The following is a 14,229-nucleotide window of genomic DNA, read 5'->3' as shown; positions in this document are numbered from 1 at the left end:
GGTCCGCCTGGCGTGGGGTGAGATCGAATTGGGTTCACACCGTCCACCGACACGACGAGAAACGACCATCGAAATCGACAGCTTTGATACGGGAGATAGCGGACAATTTTGCATGCTTATCCCTGGTCTGGGCATCGTATTCAACATCGCCACGTTCCCTGGCATCGTCGCCAACCGCGTCGTTCAGGGAGTGTTCGAGGAGTACTACGGCGTCCCTGTCCACGAGTTCGCCGTTCCCGAGGGCGTGGATGTCAGCGATCTTGAGGGAAAGACTGCGCTGGGCGATGTCGCCCGACCGCTGGGAGCGACCGAGGAGGCAGGCGCCGACGAGCGGGTCGAACGGGTCGTCGATTACGACGCGCTCGATTCGTTCGGAGCGATGTTCGGCCTCGTGTTGGGCCCCGTGGTCGTGACGACGATCCTCGCGCTCGCGCTGTACGGGATCAGCGTGGGCCTCGAATTCGGCGGTATCGTGACCAACGAGGGGTCACCGTGGCTCTGGCTGGCTGGATTCTATCCTGGATTTGCACTCGCTGCGCACGCGCTGCCGAACGACGATCCGATCCAGGCGCTCTGGCGACAGTCCAAACGAAGCGATTCCCTGCTTCAGATCGTCGGCTATCCGCTCGTCGCGCTCTCGAAACTCGTGAGCCTCCTCCGCATCTTCTGGATCGACGCCATCTACGCAGTCGTTTTGTACGCCTTGCTCGCGATGGCAGTCGGCGTGCTGTGATCGGGCGCGCGACTCGACATATGACTACCAACACACACGCCGCTCGGCATACAGGGCTGCGAGCCCTGCTGGGAGTGCCCGCTTACCGGTCGGTCGGCTGGGAAGGTCGATCACGGGAGGCTCGTCGGTCCGTCACATCGATTCGAGACCGCTCCTGGAGGACCCGATCGTGATCGTCCTCGACGATTCGATCGCCATCGACGCGACGCCCGCCGACATCGCGGCGTTCGTCGCGAACCTCGACGCGAACTACACGCTGCTATCCGACGATCACATCCACTTCGCGTCGCTCACGGGCGATCCCACGACCGAAGGGGCGACGTTCTGTCAGTTCGAATACTTTCGTGAGCGCATCGTCGGCGGCCGCTACCTGGTCGAGAGCGTCGACCCCGAGCGCCGGTACGTCTTCGCGGTCACCGGTCCTCGCTCGCTGCTCGGGGGTCGCCTCGAATTTTCGATCGAACCGACCGCCGACGGGGTCGTCCTGACCGAACGGCTCGAACTCGGGTACTCGGTCCCCCTCGTCAGTGCCGTCGTCGATCGACTCGTCGGGATCGCGTTCGCGGACACGATCGATGCGCTCCGGGCCCACCAGCGCGAGGGCCTGGAGAACTTCCGGACGGCCATCGAGACGGGGACGGCGACGCTCGACCCCTGAATCGCCCGCATCTACTCAGTTCAACAGCCACAGCCACGCGTTGAGCACGCTCGCGAAACTCACCCACGCGAGATACGGGCCGAGCAGCGCGCTGGCCCGCCAGTCGATCCGGTAGAACGCGACCATCGTCGCGAAGATCAGCGCCCAGAGCACCACGATGACGGCGAGTCCGATCGCCGTGGATTGCAGGCCGAAAAACGCGCCCGACCAGGCGACGTTGACGACCATGTGGATCGCGAACAGGGCGAGCGCACGGTCGGCCAGGCCCCCGACGGGACTTGCCTCGTGTCGCTGTCGCCAGACGAGCCAGACGGCGATCCCCATGCCTGCAAACAGCAGCGTCCAGACCGGCCCGAACACCCAGTTCGGCGGTGCGATGGGCGGGCGCTGGAGCGTCGCGTACCAGTCGAGCCCACCCGTCGTGAACACCGCACCCGACGCGCCGACGAGTTCGACCGCGAGGACCGCGGCGATCAGGGTCGCGATCGGTCGGGTCCGAGCGAGTGGGCTCGTTCGGGCGAGGCCGTCCTCGGTCTCTGTCGACATACGGGTGGGTCGCAGCCACTCCTGATAATCCTGGGGGGTGAGCGTCAGGACCGGTCACCCAGTGCGGGCGATACAACTATGGGCCTCCCCGCGGCAGTCCGGATATGGTCGATGGATCGGTCGACGTCTCGACCGGCGGCGAGAACGTCGAGGGTGATCGCCCCGCCGACGAACCCGAGGCCGTCACCGACGAGACGACTGCTCACGGATCGGGCGTCGAACTCGAACGGACGATCGGCCTCGTCGGGGGCCTCGCGATCGGGATCGGGACGATGATCGGCGCCGGCATCTTCGTCTTCCCCGGTCTCGCCGCCCAACATGCCGGGCCCGCCGCGGCGCTCTCCTTTGTCATCGGTGGGATCGTCGCCTTGCTCGTCGCACTCCCCGCCTCGGAACTCGCGACGGCGATGCCCCGCTCGGGCGGTGGGTACTATTTCATCTCACGGTGTCTGGGCACCTCGGCCGGTGCGATCGTCGGTCTCGGGTTGTGGCTCGGACTCGTCTTCGCCGCCGCCTTCTATCTGGTCGGACTCGGCCACTACGTCGTCGCCGTGCTGGCCGAGATGGACATCGTGCTCGATCTGCCCGTCCAACCGGCGGTCGTTCTGGGCCTGGTCGTCGGCGTCGCGCTGACGGCACTCAGCGTCGGTGGGACCGAGAACACCGCGAAACTGCAAAACGCGATCGTGATCGTGTTGCTCGTGATCCTCACGGGCTTTCTCACCTACGGGAGCCTCGACGCGTTCGGCGTGTTCGGCCGTGTCACCGCCCCCGAGGCGTTTTTCCCGCGTGGCTATCTCCCGGTGGCGACGACCGCGGCGCTCGTTTTCACCTCGTATCTGGGCTTCGCACAGGTCGCGACCGTCGCCGGCGAGATCAAAAAGCCTGGGCGGAATCTCCCACTGGCGATGGTCGGGTCGGTCGTGGTCGTGACGATCTTCTATGCCGTGACGATCTTCGTCGCGACGAGTTCGTTCGGGGCCGAGCGGTTGGGCACGTTCGGTGAGACTGCGATGGTCGAGGTCGCCCGCGAGTTGCTCGGCCTGCCCGGCGCGGTCCTGATCCTCGTCGCGGGCCTCCTCGCGACGTTTTCGAGTGCGAACGCCTCGATTCTGAGCGCCTCCCGGTCGGTGTACGCGCTCAGCCGTGATGCACTGTTGCCCGAGGCGGCGGGTCGGATCAATCTCCGCTACGGGACGCCCCACGTCGCACTCGGCATGGCGGGCGGGCCAATCGCCGTGCTCGTCGCGACGGGCCAGGTCGAACTGCTCGCGAAGGTCGCGTCCTACCTCCATCTGGTGATGTACGCGCTGATCTGTGTCGCCCTCCTCGCCGTACGCCGCCGGAGCCCCGACTGGTACGACCCGAAGTTCCGCGTGCCGGGATCACCGCTTCTCCCGGTCGTCGGCGCGATCGCGAGTCTCGCGCTCATCCCCTTCATGGGGCCCGTCCCGATCGTGATCGGGACCGTGATCATGGTGCTCTCGCTGGCGTGGACGCGCTACTATGCGGGCACCGTCGACCTCAAAGGAGACATCTGAGATGACCAGACCAACCGTCCTCGTCCCGATCGAGGTACTCGAAGGCGAATCGCTCCCCGAAGGAACGCCCGAACTGCTGGCCGAGGCGCACGTGATCTTGCTGGGCTATCACGTCATCCCCGATCAGACCGCGCCCGGACAGGCGCGGATGCAGTTCGAAGAGCGCGCCCAGGATCGCCTCACGGAGTACCGGACGGTCCTGGAGGAGGGCGGCGCGACCGTCGAGACGCGACTGGTCTTCACTCACGACGGCCAGCAGACGATCGATCGCCAGAGCAAAGAACACGACTGTCTGGCGACACTCGTCCCGCGGACGGTCACCGAACTGGAGGACGTGCTCGTCGCGGTCCGGGGAACGGTCGGGATCGATCGACTGGCCCAGGTCGTCACTGGCCTGTTCGCGGAAACGGACGTGACGATCACGCTGTTTCACGTTACCGACGAGGACGAGTCGGACGCCGACGTCGATTTGATGCTCGACGGTCTCGTCGATCGGTTCGAAGACGGGGCTATCGATCCCGCTCGGATCGGGACTCGCACCGAGCGTGGCGTCAAACCGGCCGACGCGATTGCCGATCTCGCGGCCGAGTACGATGTCGTCGTGATGGGCGAGTCCGACCCCTCACTCGCGACGTTCGTGTTCGGCCACTCCGCAGAACAGGTCGCTGAACGGTTCCTCGGGCCGGTGCTGGTGGTCGAGCGCGAACAGATGGACGAATCGACCGATTGACCCTGGCCCTGGCCGGTCGGACGATCGGTTCGTGTGACTGTCGCCGCCGTCGTCGGAACCGGCGCCGGCGACTTCTTGTCACCCATTCGGTTGTGAAACTGTCCCAATCTTTTATGAGGTGCGTCTCCGAAGCACATCGTGACCGTCGAAGGTGACTCTCATGCCCGACAACCCACTCTCCCGACGCCAGTTCGTCAGTGTCGCAGGAACAGCCAGTGCCGCCATGCTCGCGGGGTGTGACGGCGACGGCGGATCGAACGAACTCGAACTCGTCCACTGGTGGACCGCCGGTGGTGAGGAAGACGCGATCCAGGCCCTCATCGACGGGTACGAGGAAGAATACGACTACACCGTCAACAACAACCCCGCGCCCGGTGGCGCGGGCAGTGCACTCGACACCGTCATTCAGAACCGCGTGCTCAACGAGAACCCGCCCGGCACGTTCCAGATCTGGCCGGGCAAGGCGATGAACACCTACCTCGACTCGGACGTGCTCGCGGACATCGGGTCGGTCTGGACCGACGAGATGCAGTCGGCTTACCAGGACGGCGTAATGGAACTCGCCCAGACCGACGACGGCACGTTCGTCGCCGTCCCGGTCAACATCCACCGGCTGAACAACCTGTTTTACAACGTCTCGGTCGTCGAAGACGCGGGTGTCGATCCCGCGAGTCTCGAAACGCCCGGCGACGTTCTCACGGCGATGGAGACCGTCGAAGCAGAGACCGACGCCGCCGGGATGGCCCACCAGACGAGTGCCCAGTGGTCGACCGTTCAGCTCTGGGAAGACATCCTCGTCGGACAAGCGGGCGTCGACACCTATCTCGACGTCCTCGACGGCAACGTCGCCGCCAACGAGCAGGCCGTCAAAGACGCCCTCCAGTTGACCGCCGACTACCGCGAGTACTTCATCGAGGACGCTGGGTCGGTCTCCTGGGACACCGGCAACCAGAGCGTCATCCAGGACGAGGCCGCGTTCCTCCACCAGGGCGACTGGGCCGCCGGCCAGTACAAGTCCGCCGAGGACTTCGAGTACGGCACCGACTGGGACTACGTCCCCTTCCCCGGGACCGGCGACGTCTACCACGTCGTGAGTGACGCGTTCGTGATGCCCCAGCCCAACCCCTCGCCGGACGCGACCGAGGCGTGGCTGTCGTACGCTGGCTCGGTCGACGGCCAGATCGCGTTCAACACCAACAAGGGGTCGATCCCGCCGCGAACGGACGTCTCGATGGACGAGTTCGGACCCTTCCTCACGTCCCAGTCCGAGGACTTCGGGGCGTCGACGGCCCAACCACCGACGATCGCCCACGGGACCGGCGTGACGCCCACGGTCAAGGGCAACGTCGAAGACGCCTTCGCAGACTTCATCGCGAACTGGAACGTCGACGACACCTACTCTGGCATCGAGAGCGCCTTCAACTGACCGCGCATGTCCGCCATCGATCGCATCGTCGACCGCGTCCGGAGGTACCGGTCCGACGAGGAGTCCACGAGCGACGCGCCGCTCGCGACCGACGGTGGCCACCGAACTGGCGGCCTGGATCTTGGCCCCGAATTCGTCCAGGCGCTACCCTTCTGGCTGCCGGCGGGCCTGCTCGTCGCGCTGTTCGTCTACGGCGCGATCGGCTGGAACTTCCTCGTCTCGCTGACCGACTGGTCGGGGTTGCAGGCGAGCTACTGGCCGCTCGATTTCGGGATGTACACGCGGTTTTTCGAGCGAGTGTTCGCCCAGAGTGGCGATCACGCCCTCTCGTGGCTCCCCGCCCCACTCGCGGATCTGTTCGGTCGCCTGCTGACTGGACCGATCGAGTACTGGTCGTTCCGGAACACGATCGTCCTGTTGATCGTCTTCACCGTCCTCACTCTGATCGTGGGCCTGTTGCTCGCGATCCTCATCGATCAGCAGATCCGCTTCGAGAACACGTTCCGGACGATCTACCTCTTGCCGATGAGTCTCTCTTTCGTCGTGACGGCGGTGTTCTGGCAGTGGATGTACAATCCCCGGTACGGGATCATCAACTCCGCGCTGGAGACCGTCGGCCTGGATTTCTTCGCGGTCGACTGGATCGGGGCCGCGCAGTTCAAGTTGCTGGCGGTGATCATCGCGTTGACCTGGCAGTTCAGCGGCTACGGCATGGTCGTCTATCTGGCCGGCCTCCGAGCGATCCCGAACGATCAGTTCGAGGCCGCCCGGGTCGACGGTGCCGGCACGATCAAGATGTACTTGCGCGTGATCATCCCACAGTTGCGCGCAGCGACGCTGAGTGCAGCGGTCGTGTTGATGGTGTTCGCGCTGAAGGCGTTCGACTTCCTCTACGTGATCTTCGGGAGTCGGCCCGGGCCCGGTGCGGACATCCTCTCGGTGATGATGTACCGGACGGCGTTCGACACGTCCCAGTTCGCCTACGGCGCAGCGATCGCGACGATCCTGTTCGTCCTGGCGCTGGGCGTCATCATGCCGTACCTGTACATCCAGTACCAGCGAGGTGACCTATGAGCACGTCGGACCGAACTATCGTCGAGCGAGCGACGACCGTCCCGCGAAAGCGCATCGGCCTGTACGCCGTCCTCCTGGCGATGGTGGTCCTGTACCTGTTGCCTCTGGAGACAGGGCTCTTTACGGCGTTCAAGACCCAGAGCGCGTTCCAGACCACGATCCCAGTGCTCCCGCCGATCGGCAATCAGTTCACGATTGGTCCGTGGGGGCAAGCGTTAGATCGGCTCTGGCCCGCGCTGGGATACAGCGTCGCCTTCGTCGTCCCGGCGACGGCGTTTTCGGCGCTGTTCGGGTCGCTGGCGGCCTACGGGCTGACGATTACGAAGTGGCGTGGCCAGATCGTGGTCATGCTGATCTTCGTCGCGGGGATTTTTATCCCGTACCAGGCCGTGCTCGTTCCGCTCACGCGGTTCTGGACGGGTATCGTCGACATCCGTGGCCTGCTCGGCCCGGAGGGCAGTCTGGTCGCGCTGACGATCACGCACATCGCGTACGGGATCCCGATCTGTACGCTCCTCTTTCGCGGGCACTTCAAGGGCCTCGATCAGTCGATGTTCGAGGCCGCCCGTCTGGACGGTGCGACGATCCGGACGATCTACCGGCGGATCGCGTTCCCGCTGGCGATCCCGATGTTCGCGGTCACGCTGATCTACCAGTTCACGAATATCTGGAACGATCTCCTCTTCGCGCTCGTGCTCGTGCGTGGCGAGTACGAGGTCGTCACCATGGCCCTGCAGTCCTTTACGGGGTCGATGGTCGGGCAGTACAACTTGCTGATGGCCGGGGCGTTCATCACCGCACTCCCGACGATCGCGGTGTACGTCCTGTTCGGAAAACAGTTCGCAGAGGGCGTCTCCGGCGGAGGTGCTTGACATGGCTGGACTCACAATCGACAACGTTACCAAGATCTTCGAGGACGACGACGGCGAAATCGTCGCCATCGACGACGTATCGATCGACGTGGCCGACGAGGAGTTTCTGGTCCTCGTCGGCCCGTCGGGCTGTGGGAAATCGACGCTGTTGCGCATGATCGCCGGGCTGGAGACCGTCACGTCCGGCACGATATCGCTCGGTGACGAGATCATCAACGACGTCAAACCACAGTACCTGGACGTCGCGATGGTCTTCCAGTCGTACGCACTCTACCCCCACATGTCGGTCCGGGGGAACATGGCGTTCGGGCTGGAAGAATCGACCGCCCTCTCGGACGACGAGATCGACCAACAGGTCACCGAGAGCGCCGAGATGATGGAGATCGCAGACCTGCTCGACCGCAAGCCGAGCGAACTCTCGGGCGGGCAACAACAGCGTGTCGCACTCGGGCGCGCGATCGTGCGCGATCCCGAGGTGTTCCTCATGGACGAGCCGCTGGCGAACCTGGACGCGAAACTCCGCGCACAGATGCGCACGGAGCTCCAGCGCCTCCAGGAGGACCTGGGTGTGACGACGATCTACGTCACTCACGACCAGACCGAAGCGATGACGATGGGTGACCGGATCGCCATCCTGAACGACGGTCGGCTCCAGCAGATCGGGGATCCGCTGACCTGTTACCACCAGCCAGCAAACCAGTTCGTCGCGGGCTTCATCGGTGAACCCGCGATGAACTTCTTCGCGATGGACGTCGAGGGCGATCGCCTCGTCGGTGAACGCTTCGAGTATCCGTTGACCGACGCACTCGGCGCGGCGGTCGAGGGTCGAGACGCGGTCACGTTCGGCATCCGCCCGGAGGACATCAGGTTCGGCGGGGCCGCGGGCGAGCACGCCTTCGAGATGGACGTCGACGTCGTCGAACCGAAAGGCGACGAGAACATCGTCCACCTGCGACTCGCGGACGCCGACGACGAGTACGGTGCCCACGTCAGCGAGGAACGGTCGCCGGACGCGTTCGTCGCGACCATCAGCGGGATGGAATCCGTCGAGGCGGGCGAGTCGATCGTCGCGACCATTCCGCCGACGGCCATCCACCTGTTCGACGCCACCACGGGCGAGGCGATCCACAACCGCAGCCTCGACAACGTCGACGTCTCACCGGTGGAGTGACGTGAGCGATCCGTTCGATCCGGCGCTGGACCCGCTGCGGTCGGTGCGCGGGCTCGACGGCGTCGCCGCACTCGGAGGGCTCTACGTGCTCACGGCGGTGACCGTCCCGGTCGTGCCACTCGTCGCTGGCGTCGGCTATCTCGTGGAGGTGCTCGATGCGGTCGCGCGCGGCGACGACCATCCGGGCGTCTTCGAGAACGTCGGTCGCCTGGCCCGCCTGACCGTCGGTGGAACGGTGATCTCGGCGCTCTACGGTGGCGTTCCGGCGGTGATTCTGGCGATGACGCTCTATGGCGCGTCTGGACTCCCGGGTGACGCCGCCCAGGGCACGATCACGGGGCTGGCGATCACGCTCGGGTCGACGGCGAGCCTGTTTCTCGCGATGGCGATCGCGTACGCCCTGCCCGCGGCGTGGGGCCTGTACGCCCACTCGGGCCGCCTCCGCGATGCGCTCGCGCTCGGCCGCCTCGGCCCGATCACGCGCGCGCCAGCCTATTTCGTCTGGACGGTCACGGGCTGGACGGTCCTGATCGGTGGCCTCGCGATCGGTGACGCGCTTTCGGTGTTCGTCGTCGGCTTCTTCGTCGCGGGCTACGCGACGGTCGTCACCGTCGGCTGCTGGGGTCGTGGCCTCGCCCGCACGGACGCCGCGCCTGGCGGGTAAGCCACGGCCTCCCGGCCGCCGGGATTTTTCGGGCGACCGAAATGCAATTGCCCGTGGGTACCCGAGATCCGCCATGCCCACAGCCGAGGAACTCGACGTGGAGGCGATCCGGGCGGACTTTCCCGTCCTGGATCGCCGTGTCGGGGATAGCGATCTCGTCTATCTCGACAACGCCGCGACGACCCAGACCCCAGAGCCCGTGATCGACGCGATCACGGAGTACTACCGGGAGTACAACGCGAACGTCCATCGCGGCCTCCACCAACTGAGCCAGGAGGCCTCGATCGCCTACGAAGAGGCCCACGACACCGTCGCGGAGTTTATCGGGGCCGACGGACGTGAGGAGGTCGTCTTCACCGCGAACACGACGATGGCCGAGAACCTCGTCGCGTACGCGTGGGGGCTGAACAACCTTGAGCCGGGCGACGAGGTCGTCCTCACGCAGATGGAACACCACGCGTCGCTGGTCACCTGGCAACAGATCGCCGAGCGCACGGGCGCGACCGTCCGGTACATTCGCGTCGACGACGCGGGCCGTCTCGACATGGATCACGCCCGCGAAATCGTCGGGCCCGACACCGCGATGGCGTCGATCGTCCACGTCTCGAACGTTCTCGGGACGATCAACCCCGTCGCCGAACTCGCTGACATGGTCCACGAACAGGACGGGTTGATCTTCGTCGACGGCGCACAGGCCGTGCCGAACCGGCCGGTCGACGTCGCGGCGATCGACGCCGATTTCTACGCGTTTTCGGGGCACAAGATGGCCGGCCCGACCGGGATCGGCGTGCTGTACGGCAAAGAACGCCTGCTCGAATCGATGGAGCCGTTCCTCTACGGCGGCGAGATGATCGAGAAAGTCACCTACGAGGACTCCCGCTGGAACGAACTGCCCTGGAAGTTCGAGGCGGGCACGCCGCCGATCGCCCAGGCCGTCGCGCTCGACCGCGCGATCGAGTACCTCGAATCGATCGGGATGGACCGCATCGCGGCCCACGAGAATTCGATCGCCCAGTACGCCATCGAGCAGTTACACGCCATGGAGGGCGTGACCGTCTACGGTCCGCCCGCCGGAGCGGAGCGCGGCGGTCTCGTCGCCTTTTCGCTGGACACAGTCCACGCTCACGACATCGCCTCGATCGTCAACGATCACGGCGTCGCGATCCGTGCGGGCGATCACTGTACCCAACCGCTGCACGACACGCTGGGGATCGCCGCGACCGCGCGCGCCTCGTTTTACGTCTACAATCGCCGTGAGGAGGTCGACGCCCTGATCGAGGCCCTCGACGCCGCCCGTGAGATCTTCGCCTAGGCCAGTGCGCGACGATCGGCGGACCCAGATCTGACGACCGACGGTCAAAGCTTTAATGGGTGGCGCTACTCCCACAGTAATACAGAGTCGATCGACGGACAGATCACGATGACCGGCGAGCAACGGAGTACTGCAGCGACTCCGTCGTTCGCCACCCCCACATCCATCCCCCTCTCAGACGATGCATTCAGATCTCCCCGACGCCGATCGCGAGTGGTGCCACGAGGCGGTTCAGGACGTCTCCCGGACGTTCGCGCTGACCGTCGAAGTGCTCGACGAGCCGATGGCGACGCGCATCTGCGTCGGATACCTCCTCTGTCGGGTGGCCGACACCATCGAAGACGCCGGGCACATCCCGCCCGACGAGCAGCGCCGCCTGCTCGCATCCTACGAGGCGGCGATCGATCCCGATGACGCGACGACGATGCCTGCGTTCCGCGACGCCGTCGACGAGCATCTCCCGCCCGCGGACGACCGGAACGACGACTGGCGCGTGCTCGCGAAGGCCTCGACGATCTGGGCGACCTTCCAGCAGCAACCCGAATCGGTTCGCGCCGCGATCCGCCCCTCGGTCCGGGAGATGGTTGCGGGCATGGCCGAGTTCATCGATCGCCACGCCGATTCGGGCGGGCTTCGGATCGCCAATCGTGAGGAACTCGAAGAGTACTGCCACTACGCCGCCGGGACCGTCGGGACGCTCGTGACCCGCCTGCTCACGCGTGGCGAGGTCGACCACGACGACGCCGACCGGATGGCCGCCACGAGCGAGGAGTTCGGTCTCCTCTTGCAACTCATCAACGTCGCCAAAGACGTTCACGACGACTTCCGCGAGGAGAACAACGTCTATCTCCCGACGGAGTGGCTTACCGAAGAGGGGGTCGACCCCGAGGAGGTCCTCGACCCCGCGAATCGCGAGGGGGCTGCCCGGGTCGTCCGCCGCACGGCCGACCACGCCGCGGGCTATCTCGACGACGCCCAGACCTACCTCGAAGCGATGCCGCTAGTCGAAGGCAACACGCTCGCCGCCTGGGGCGTGCCCTACCTGCTCGGTGTCGGCACGCTCCGCGAACTCCGCGAGCGACCGGCGGACGCACTCACCGAGACGGGCGTCAAGGTCGACCGCGAGGAGGTGTTCGCGGTCGTCGCGGCGCTGGAGGGCGCGACCGATCGCGACGTGCTCGACGAACTGCGCTCGACGATCGCCGAACAGCCACTCCACCACGCGACCGTCGAGCCCCATCAGTCGTAGCTCTTCAGGCCAGGTCTGGCGCGTCGACTGTCTTCTCAACGGATCGACGATGCGACCCGCTGGACCGTCGTGGCGTCGTCCAACGCGTCGGCGGACTGGGCGGTGATCTCGCACTGTTCGTCGTTTTCGAGACGCTCAGTTCGTTCCAGCCGGTTCGCGCTGCTCACGGCTCCGCCGTTCGCATTCCGAGATCGCATCTCGATCTCGCCTTGCTCACCGGCTTTCACTCAGTGCGAGACTCACGGCTCGCGTCGCTCGCGGCTACCGCCGCTCGCATTTCGAGACGCTCACTACGTTCGCGTCTCGCGTCGCTCGCCGTTCGTCTTGTCGAGGTCCTCACTTCGTTCACGGGTCGCTTCACTCCCCGTTCACATCGAGACGCTCACTCCGTTCGCGTCTCGCACCGTTCGGACCTCGCTATGCGAGGGCTGGGATTTGAACCCAGGGACCTCTACAGGAGCGGGTCTTAAGCCCGCCGCCGTTGGCCGCTTGGCTACCCTCGCCCATCGGGGGTCGGGCCCCGGGGGTCAAAAGTGGTTGCGATCGGGCGACCGGAACGCACTTCCTTCGATCGGTCCCACCCGGAGGTATGATCAGACTGGGCCTCGTCGTCGCGCGCTTCGAGAAGTCCGCTGCCCTCATCGACGAGATGGCCGAGCACGCCCGTGCTGCGGCCGCCGATCGCGACGCCGAGATCGTCACCGAACTCACCGTCCCCGGCGCATACGACACCCCGCTGGCGGCGGATCGCCTTGCCCGCCGAGAGGACATCGACGCCGTCGCCGTGCTCGGTGCGATCGTCTCGGGCGACACCGATCACGATCAGGTGATCGGGACCGCCGCGGCCCAGGGGCTCGATCGGGTCAGCCTCGACCGGGACACGCCCGTCACGCTCGGGATCACCGGCCCGGGGATGAGCCACGACGAGGCCGCCGCGCGCGTCGAGAAAGGCGCGACTGCCGTCGAGAGCGCGATCGACCTCGTCGAATCCCTGCCCACGTAACTCAAGCACAGCATTCACGGTGGCCCGGTGCGCTCCTACGGGTATGTCCGCACCTTTCGAGTTCGCTGACCGGGTCGGCCGGGTCGAGCCGAGTGCTACCATCGCGATCAGTAACCTCGCCGCCGAACTGGAGGCCGATGGCGTCGACGTCGTCGATCTGAGCGTCGGCGCGCCCGACTTCGAGACGCCTGCAAACATCAAGCGCGCGGCCAAGACCGCTCTCGACGAGGGCCACACGGGGTACACCTCCTCGAACGGGATCCCCGCGCTCAAAGAGGCGATCGTCGAGAAACTCCACGGCGACGGCCTCGATCAGTACGGCACCGAGAACCTCATCGTCACGCCCGGGGGGAAACAGGCCCTCTACGAGGTCTTCCAGACGCTGATCGACGGCAATGACGGGCAGGGCCCGTCTGCCAGCGGGACGTCGTCCCGCTCTGGCGACGAAGTCGCCCTCCTCGATCCCGCGTGGGTGTCCTACGAGGCGATGGCGAAACTCGCGGGTGGCTCACTCGTCCGGGTCGACACCGAGGCCCACGACTTCGCGCTCGAACCCGCCCTCGACGATCTCCGGGCGGCAGTCAGCGCGGACACCGAACTCCTCGTCGTCAACTCGCCTGGCAATCCCCACGGCCAGGTCTACACCGACGCGGCGCTCGAAGGCGTCCGCGATATCGCCGTCGAGTACGATATCACGGTCATCTCCGACGAGATCTACAAGTCGATCGTCTACGACGGTCGCGAACCGACGAGTCTCGGGGCGCTCGACGGCATGCGCGACCGGACGATCACGCTCAACGGCTTCTCGAAGGCGTACGCGATGACGGGCTGGCGACTGGGCTATTTCGCCGCGCCCGAGTCGATCGTCGAGCAGGCCGGGAAACTGCACAGCCACTCGGTGACGTGTGCGGTGAACTTCGTCCAGCACGCCGGCGTCGAGGCCCTCGCAAACACCGACGACGCCGTCGAAGAGATGCGCGCGGCGTTCGAGGATCGGCGCGACATGCTCGTCGAGGCGTTCCGCGAGTACGGCGTCGACCCGCCGGTCCCGCAGGGAGCCTTTTATCTCATGTTGCCCGTTGCCGAGGACGACCAGGCGTGGGCCGAGCGCGCGGTCGAGGACGCCGCCGTCGCGACGGTCCCCGGGAGCGCGTTCGGGACGCCAGGCTACGTCCGACTCTCGTATGCCGCGAGTAGAGACCGACTGCAGGAGGGTGTCGACCGTCTGGCCGAGGCCGACCTGATCTAGA

Annotated in this window: 15 protein-coding genes and 1 tRNA gene; 13 read left to right on the top strand and 3 right to left on the bottom strand. The window is 65.9% G+C overall.

What is annotated here, in order from left to right:
* The first annotated feature begins 112 nt into the window (after window positions 1-112).
* Together HARCEL1_RS08180 and HARCEL1_RS08175 are read left to right on the top strand one after the other, a co-directional pair.
* Window positions 113-733, top strand: coding sequence for a hypothetical protein (locus HARCEL1_RS08180; protein ID WP_108382236.1), 621 nt, complete (start codon window positions 113-115; stop codon window positions 731-733).
* Window positions 734-902: 169 nt separating this feature from the next.
* Window positions 903-1,391 (top strand): SRPBCC family protein, encoded by a 489-nt coding sequence (locus tag HARCEL1_RS08175; protein ID WP_159077065.1) that lies wholly within the window; start codon window positions 903-905, stop codon window positions 1,389-1,391.
* A gap of 15 nt (window positions 1,392-1,406) precedes the next feature.
* On the opposite strand, the gene HARCEL1_RS08170 is transcribed toward HARCEL1_RS08175, so the two are convergent.
* A complete protein-coding gene (locus tag HARCEL1_RS08170; protein ID WP_108382231.1) occupies window positions 1,407-1,937 on the bottom strand; it encodes a TspO/MBR family protein in 531 nt (176 codons plus the stop codon).
* 104 nt (window positions 1,938-2,041) lie between these two features.
* Here HARCEL1_RS08170 and HARCEL1_RS08165 point away from each other — a divergent pair, with 104 nt between their 5' ends.
* From HARCEL1_RS08165 to HARCEL1_RS08125, 9 genes are all read left to right on the top strand, one after another.
* Window positions 2,042-3,478: an APC family permease gene (locus tag HARCEL1_RS08165; RefSeq protein ID WP_108382229.1), complete on the top strand. Its 1,437-nt coding sequence runs from the start codon at window positions 2,042-2,044 to the stop codon at window positions 3,476-3,478.
* Window position 3,479: 1 nt separating this feature from the next.
* A complete protein-coding gene (locus HARCEL1_RS08160) occupies window positions 3,480-4,208 on the top strand; it encodes a universal stress protein (protein ID WP_108382226.1) in 729 nt (242 codons plus the stop codon).
* A 160-nt stretch (window positions 4,209-4,368) separates the two neighbouring features.
* Window positions 4,369-5,634, top strand: coding sequence for an ABC transporter substrate-binding protein (locus HARCEL1_RS08155; RefSeq protein WP_108382224.1), 1,266 nt, complete (start codon window positions 4,369-4,371; stop codon window positions 5,632-5,634).
* A 15-nt stretch (window positions 5,635-5,649) separates the two neighbouring features.
* A complete protein-coding gene (locus HARCEL1_RS08150) occupies window positions 5,650-6,708 on the top strand; it encodes a carbohydrate ABC transporter permease (RefSeq protein ID WP_394337430.1) in 1,059 nt (352 codons plus the stop codon).
* Window positions 6,705-7,580, top strand: a complete 876-nt coding sequence (locus HARCEL1_RS08145; protein WP_108382219.1) for a carbohydrate ABC transporter permease — start codon at window positions 6,705-6,707, stop codon at window positions 7,578-7,580. Before HARCEL1_RS08150 ends, HARCEL1_RS08145 begins: the two co-directional genes overlap by 4 nt.
* 1 nt (window position 7,581) lies before the next feature.
* Window positions 7,582-8,751, top strand: a complete 1,170-nt coding sequence (locus HARCEL1_RS08140) for an ABC transporter ATP-binding protein (RefSeq protein WP_108382217.1) — start codon at window positions 7,582-7,584, stop codon at window positions 8,749-8,751.
* A 1-nt stretch (window position 8,752) separates the two neighbouring features.
* On the top strand, window positions 8,753-9,415 hold the full coding sequence (locus HARCEL1_RS08135) for a DUF4013 domain-containing protein (protein WP_108382215.1): 663 nt from the start codon (window positions 8,753-8,755) through the stop codon (window positions 9,413-9,415).
* 73 nt (window positions 9,416-9,488) lie between these two features.
* Window positions 9,489-10,727, top strand: a complete 1,239-nt coding sequence (locus tag HARCEL1_RS08130; RefSeq protein WP_108382212.1) for an aminotransferase class V-fold PLP-dependent enzyme — start codon at window positions 9,489-9,491, stop codon at window positions 10,725-10,727.
* A 181-nt stretch (window positions 10,728-10,908) separates the two neighbouring features.
* Window positions 10,909-11,976 (top strand): phytoene/squalene synthase family protein, encoded by a 1,068-nt coding sequence (locus HARCEL1_RS08125; RefSeq protein WP_108382210.1) that lies wholly within the window; start codon window positions 10,909-10,911, stop codon window positions 11,974-11,976.
* Window positions 11,977-12,011: 35 nt separating this feature from the next.
* Here HARCEL1_RS08125 and HARCEL1_RS13865 read toward each other — a convergent pair whose 3' ends face one another.
* Together HARCEL1_RS13865 and HARCEL1_RS08115 are read right to left on the bottom strand one after the other, a co-directional pair.
* Window positions 12,012-12,143: a hypothetical protein gene (locus HARCEL1_RS13865; RefSeq protein WP_267894691.1), complete on the bottom strand. Its 132-nt coding sequence runs from the start codon at window positions 12,141-12,143 to the stop codon at window positions 12,012-12,014.
* Between the two features lie 253 nt (window positions 12,144-12,396).
* Window positions 12,397-12,479: transfer RNA gene (locus tag HARCEL1_RS08115), tRNA-Leu, on the bottom strand.
* Window positions 12,480-12,565: 86 nt separating this feature from the next.
* Between HARCEL1_RS08115 and ribH the strand changes: the two genes are divergently transcribed.
* Window positions 12,566-12,979: a 6,7-dimethyl-8-ribityllumazine synthase gene (gene ribH, locus HARCEL1_RS08110; protein WP_108382204.1), complete on the top strand. Its 414-nt coding sequence runs from the start codon at window positions 12,566-12,568 to the stop codon at window positions 12,977-12,979.
* A 43-nt stretch (window positions 12,980-13,022) separates the two neighbouring features.
* Window positions 13,023-14,228, top strand: coding sequence for a pyridoxal phosphate-dependent aminotransferase (locus HARCEL1_RS08105; RefSeq protein WP_108382201.1), 1,206 nt, complete (start codon window positions 13,023-13,025; stop codon window positions 14,226-14,228).
* Window position 14,229: the final 1 nt, after the last annotated feature.

It is taken from the genome of Halococcoides cellulosivorans (assembly GCF_003058365.1).
Lineage (GTDB): Archaea > Halobacteriota > Halobacteria > Halobacteriales > Haloarculaceae > Halococcoides > Halococcoides cellulosivorans.
Note: the sequence above shows the minus strand (reverse complement) of the source record. Positions and strands in the feature narration are given on the sequence as shown.

Bases quoted from the DNA above. Each gene is read 5' to 3' on its own strand.
- HARCEL1_RS08180 (WP_108382236.1), top strand. From the start codon at position 113: ATGCTTATCCCTGGTCTGGGCATCGTATTCAACATCGCCACGTTCCCT.
- HARCEL1_RS08170 (WP_108382231.1), bottom strand. From the start codon at position 1,937: ATGTCGACAGAGACCGAGGACGGCCTCGCCCGAACGAGCCCACTCGCT.
- HARCEL1_RS08165 (WP_108382229.1), top strand. From the start codon at position 2,042: ATGGTCGATGGATCGGTCGACGTCTCGACCGGCGGCGAGAACGTCGAG.
- HARCEL1_RS08160 (WP_108382226.1), top strand. From the start codon at position 3,480: ATGACCAGACCAACCGTCCTCGTCCCGATCGAGGTACTCGAAGGCGAA.
- HARCEL1_RS08155 (WP_108382224.1), top strand. From the start codon at position 4,369: ATGCCCGACAACCCACTCTCCCGACGCCAGTTCGTCAGTGTCGCAGGA.
- HARCEL1_RS08145 (WP_108382219.1), top strand. From the start codon at position 6,705: ATGAGCACGTCGGACCGAACTATCGTCGAGCGAGCGACGACCGTCCCG.
- HARCEL1_RS08140 (WP_108382217.1), top strand. From the start codon at position 7,582: ATGGCTGGACTCACAATCGACAACGTTACCAAGATCTTCGAGGACGAC.
- HARCEL1_RS08130 (WP_108382212.1), top strand. From the start codon at position 9,489: ATGCCCACAGCCGAGGAACTCGACGTGGAGGCGATCCGGGCGGACTTT.
- HARCEL1_RS08125 (WP_108382210.1), top strand. From the start codon at position 10,909: ATGCATTCAGATCTCCCCGACGCCGATCGCGAGTGGTGCCACGAGGCG.
- ribH (WP_108382204.1), top strand. From the start codon at position 12,566: ATGATCAGACTGGGCCTCGTCGTCGCGCGCTTCGAGAAGTCCGCTGCC.
- HARCEL1_RS08105 (WP_108382201.1), top strand. From the start codon at position 13,023: ATGTCCGCACCTTTCGAGTTCGCTGACCGGGTCGGCCGGGTCGAGCCG.